This is a genomic window from Saccharomonospora iraqiensis subsp. paurometabolica YIM 90007 (assembly GCF_000231035.2).
Lineage (GTDB): Bacteria > Actinomycetota > Actinomycetes > Mycobacteriales > Pseudonocardiaceae > Saccharomonospora > Saccharomonospora paurometabolica.
Genome location: NZ_KI912203.1, coordinates 1 through 2,493, shown reverse-complemented (window position 1 = coordinate 2,493; position 2,493 = coordinate 1). Strand labels below are relative to the sequence as shown.

At 73.1% G+C, this 2,493-nt stretch carries 3 protein-coding genes and 1 pseudogene; 1 reads left to right on the top strand and 3 read right to left on the bottom strand.

All coding sequences use genetic code 11. From position 1 onward, the window contains the following. Nucleotides 1-36: 36 nt before the first annotated feature. Nucleotides 37-255 carry an SHOCT domain-containing protein gene (locus SACPADRAFT_RS0202850; protein WP_007027259.1) on the bottom strand — a complete coding sequence of 73 codons (219 nt, stop codon included), beginning with the start codon at nt 253-255 and terminating at the stop codon, nt 37-39. A 40-nt stretch (nt 256-295) separates the two neighbouring features. Then, nucleotides 296-697: a DUF302 domain-containing protein gene (locus SACPADRAFT_RS0202845; protein ID WP_007027258.1), complete on the bottom strand. Its 402-nt coding sequence runs from the start codon at nt 695-697 to the stop codon at nt 296-298. A gap of 197 nt (nt 698-894) precedes the next feature. Here SACPADRAFT_RS0202845 and fabG point away from each other — a divergent pair, with 197 nt between their 5' ends. Beyond that, entirely contained in the window at nt 895-1,635 is a 741-nt protein-coding gene (fabG, locus tag SACPADRAFT_RS0202840; RefSeq protein ID WP_007027257.1) for a 3-oxoacyl-ACP reductase FabG, read from the top strand. On the opposite strand, the pseudogene SACPADRAFT_RS32070 reads toward fabG, so the two are convergent. Continuing rightward, a pseudogene (locus SACPADRAFT_RS32070) lies at nt 1,626-2,493 on the bottom strand (hypothetical protein); the annotation flags it as partial. The gene fabG and the pseudogene SACPADRAFT_RS32070 overlap by 10 nt on opposite strands.

Below are 2,493 nucleotides of genomic sequence, written 5' to 3'. Positions count from 1 at the left end.
GCAGTCCCAGCGCCCGGCGCCTGCCGAGCTCGCGACTCACCGCAGGTCGTCCCGCCGCCGCCGGTACTCCTCCTCGTCGATCTCGCCCCGGGCGAATCGCTCGTCGAGGATGCGGCGGGCGGTCCCCCGGTCGTCGCCCGACGGGCCGCGGCCGCGGGTCCACAGCACCGCGGTGGTGGCGAGCACGGCGAGCCCGATCAGGATCAGCACGGGCCAGATCCACATCCAGCCCCCCATGCCCCAGCCGTTCATCATCGTGGGTCACTCCGTCCCGGACCACCCGAGAGTGGCCGTCTCACCCGGTGATCGTCGCCGACAGGGTCTCCAGCGCGTCGCGGATCCGTCTGCCCGCCTCGTCGGCGACCGGTCGCAGTGCCGGTTGTTCCGGCACGGTCACCATCACCTGCGGGTCCAACGCCTCGACGACCGTCTCCGCGCCGTCGGCGCGCACCACGACGTTGCACGGCAGCAGCATCCCGATGCGCCGGTCGACGTCCAGGGCACGAGCGGCCAGTGAGGGATTGCACGCGCCCAGGATGACATAGGGCCCGATGTCGACGCCCTGCTTCTCCCGCAGCGTCGCCTGGATGTCGATCTCGGTGAGCACACCGAAGCCCTGCTCGCGCAGTGCGTCCAGCAGCCGGTTGCGCACCTCGTCCACGGGTTCGGGAACCCGGATGCCGATCCCGTACGTCATCACCGACCACCCTCCGACCCGTCGCCGCTGCCGGGGAACTACCCGCTGTGCGCCCGGGCGACACCGGCCCGGCCGGTGGGACCGTTCCCGGTGGCCCGCCGGTGCGGACACCGCGCACAACGGGGACCCGGCACGGGCGCGATCCGTGTGCGCCGGGAACGGCGCCCCGCCCACCCGCCGCTCGGTACAGTGCCGCCATGACATTGGTGCAGGGACGTGCCGCGGTCGTCACGGGGGCCGCCAGGGGAATCGGCCGGGCGATCGCGGCGAAGCTCGTCGAGCACGGGGCGCGGGTGGTGCTCGCCGACCTGGACGCCGACGCCGCCGCCGCGACCGCCGCCGAACTCGGCGGCGACGGCACCGCGGTCGCCGTCGGCTGCGACGTGACCGACCCCGACGGAGTGGACGCGCTGGTGCGGCGGTGTGTGGACGAGTTCGGCGCGCTCGACGTGCTGGTGAACAACGCGGGCATCACCCGCGACGCCACCATGCGGAAGATGCCGCTCGACGCCTTCCGGGAGGTGATCGACGTGCACCTCACCGGGACCTGGCTGGGCACGAAGGCGGCGTCGGCGGTGATGCGGGAGCAGGGGCACGGCGCGATCGTGAACATCTCCTCGATCTCCGGCAAGGTCGGCAACCTGGGCCAGACCAACTACAGCGCCGCGAAGGCGGGGATCGTGGGTCTGACGAAGGCGGCGGCGAAGGAGGTCGCCCACGCGGGTGTGCGCATCAACGCCGTGCAGCCGGGCATCATCCGGACCGCGATGACCGAGGCGATGCGCGAGGACGTGTGGGAGGCCAAGCTCGCGGAGGTGCCGATGGGGCGTGCGGGGGAACCGGAGGAGGTGGCCGACGTGGTGCTGTTCCTGGCCTCCGACCTGTCCAGCTACCTCACCGGGACCGTCACCGAGGTCACCGGGGGCCGCTACATGTGACCGGACGCCGGGGGTCTGCCGGGCTCCCGGTCCCCGGAAGCCGTCCCGCCGGCACCGGCCGCGCCGTTCGGCGAGCAGGGTGCGGCCGGCCGCCGGTCCCCGGAAGGGGCGGAACCCGGAGGCGGGTAGAGCGCCGGATCGTCGTCCGAACGGCCCGGTGAGCTGTCCGGGACGTCGCCGGGTGCGTCCGCCGGACGTGCCCGGCAGCCGGGTTCCACCGTCTCCCACGACGGGATCTCCGTGGCATGCGCGGCCGCGGTGAGCCGTCGGAGATCGTCGAGGCGATGGACGACCGTGTCGAGGTCGATCGGACGTCCGTCGGTGGTGCGGGCCAGGAACCAGACCACGGCCCGGCCGGGGTCGCGCAGGACGTCCTCGGCGAGGTAGGCGTGCAGGTCCCGCTCGTACCGACGCTCCTGTTCCCGGAGTGCTGCGTCCTTGCGGAGTTCGGCGAGGCGCCGGATCCGTTCGCGATCCTCGTCGGACAGTCGTACGGCGACTTTCTCCGCCCATACGTGGATGTGTCCGGCGGGCACCGAGACCACCGTACCGAGCACGGCGTTGAGCCGTTCGGTGAGCAGGTCGTGCTCTTCGGGTGTGCCCTCGGCGAGCAGGTGCCGGGCCCGCGAGACGACGGTCTCCCGCGCCAGCGCAGCCGGGTTGGCGTGCAGTTCGGTACGGCGGTCCGGGGTCGGGTCCGGCAGCCAGCACACCGTCGCGGAGAACAGGAACCGGTAGTCATCCACGGCGCCGGCGAGGGAGAGGTCCGCCAGGACCGTCCGGCGGGTGTACGGCCACGCCGGTGACGTCGTGTCCGGGGTCGGTGCCGTGGCCCCCGACTGCCCGGCCCCCGACTGC

Excerpts from the sequence above, each read along its gene's own strand:
- SACPADRAFT_RS0202850 (WP_007027259.1), bottom strand. The coding sequence starts at position 255 with ATGATGAACGGCTGGGGCATGGGGGGCTGGATGTGGATCTGGCCCGTG.
- fabG (WP_007027257.1), top strand. The coding sequence starts at position 895 with ATGACATTGGTGCAGGGACGTGCCGCGGTCGTCACGGGGGCCGCCAGG.
- SACPADRAFT_RS0202845 (WP_007027258.1), bottom strand. The coding sequence starts at position 697 with ATGACGTACGGGATCGGCATCCGGGTTCCCGAACCCGTGGACGAGGTG.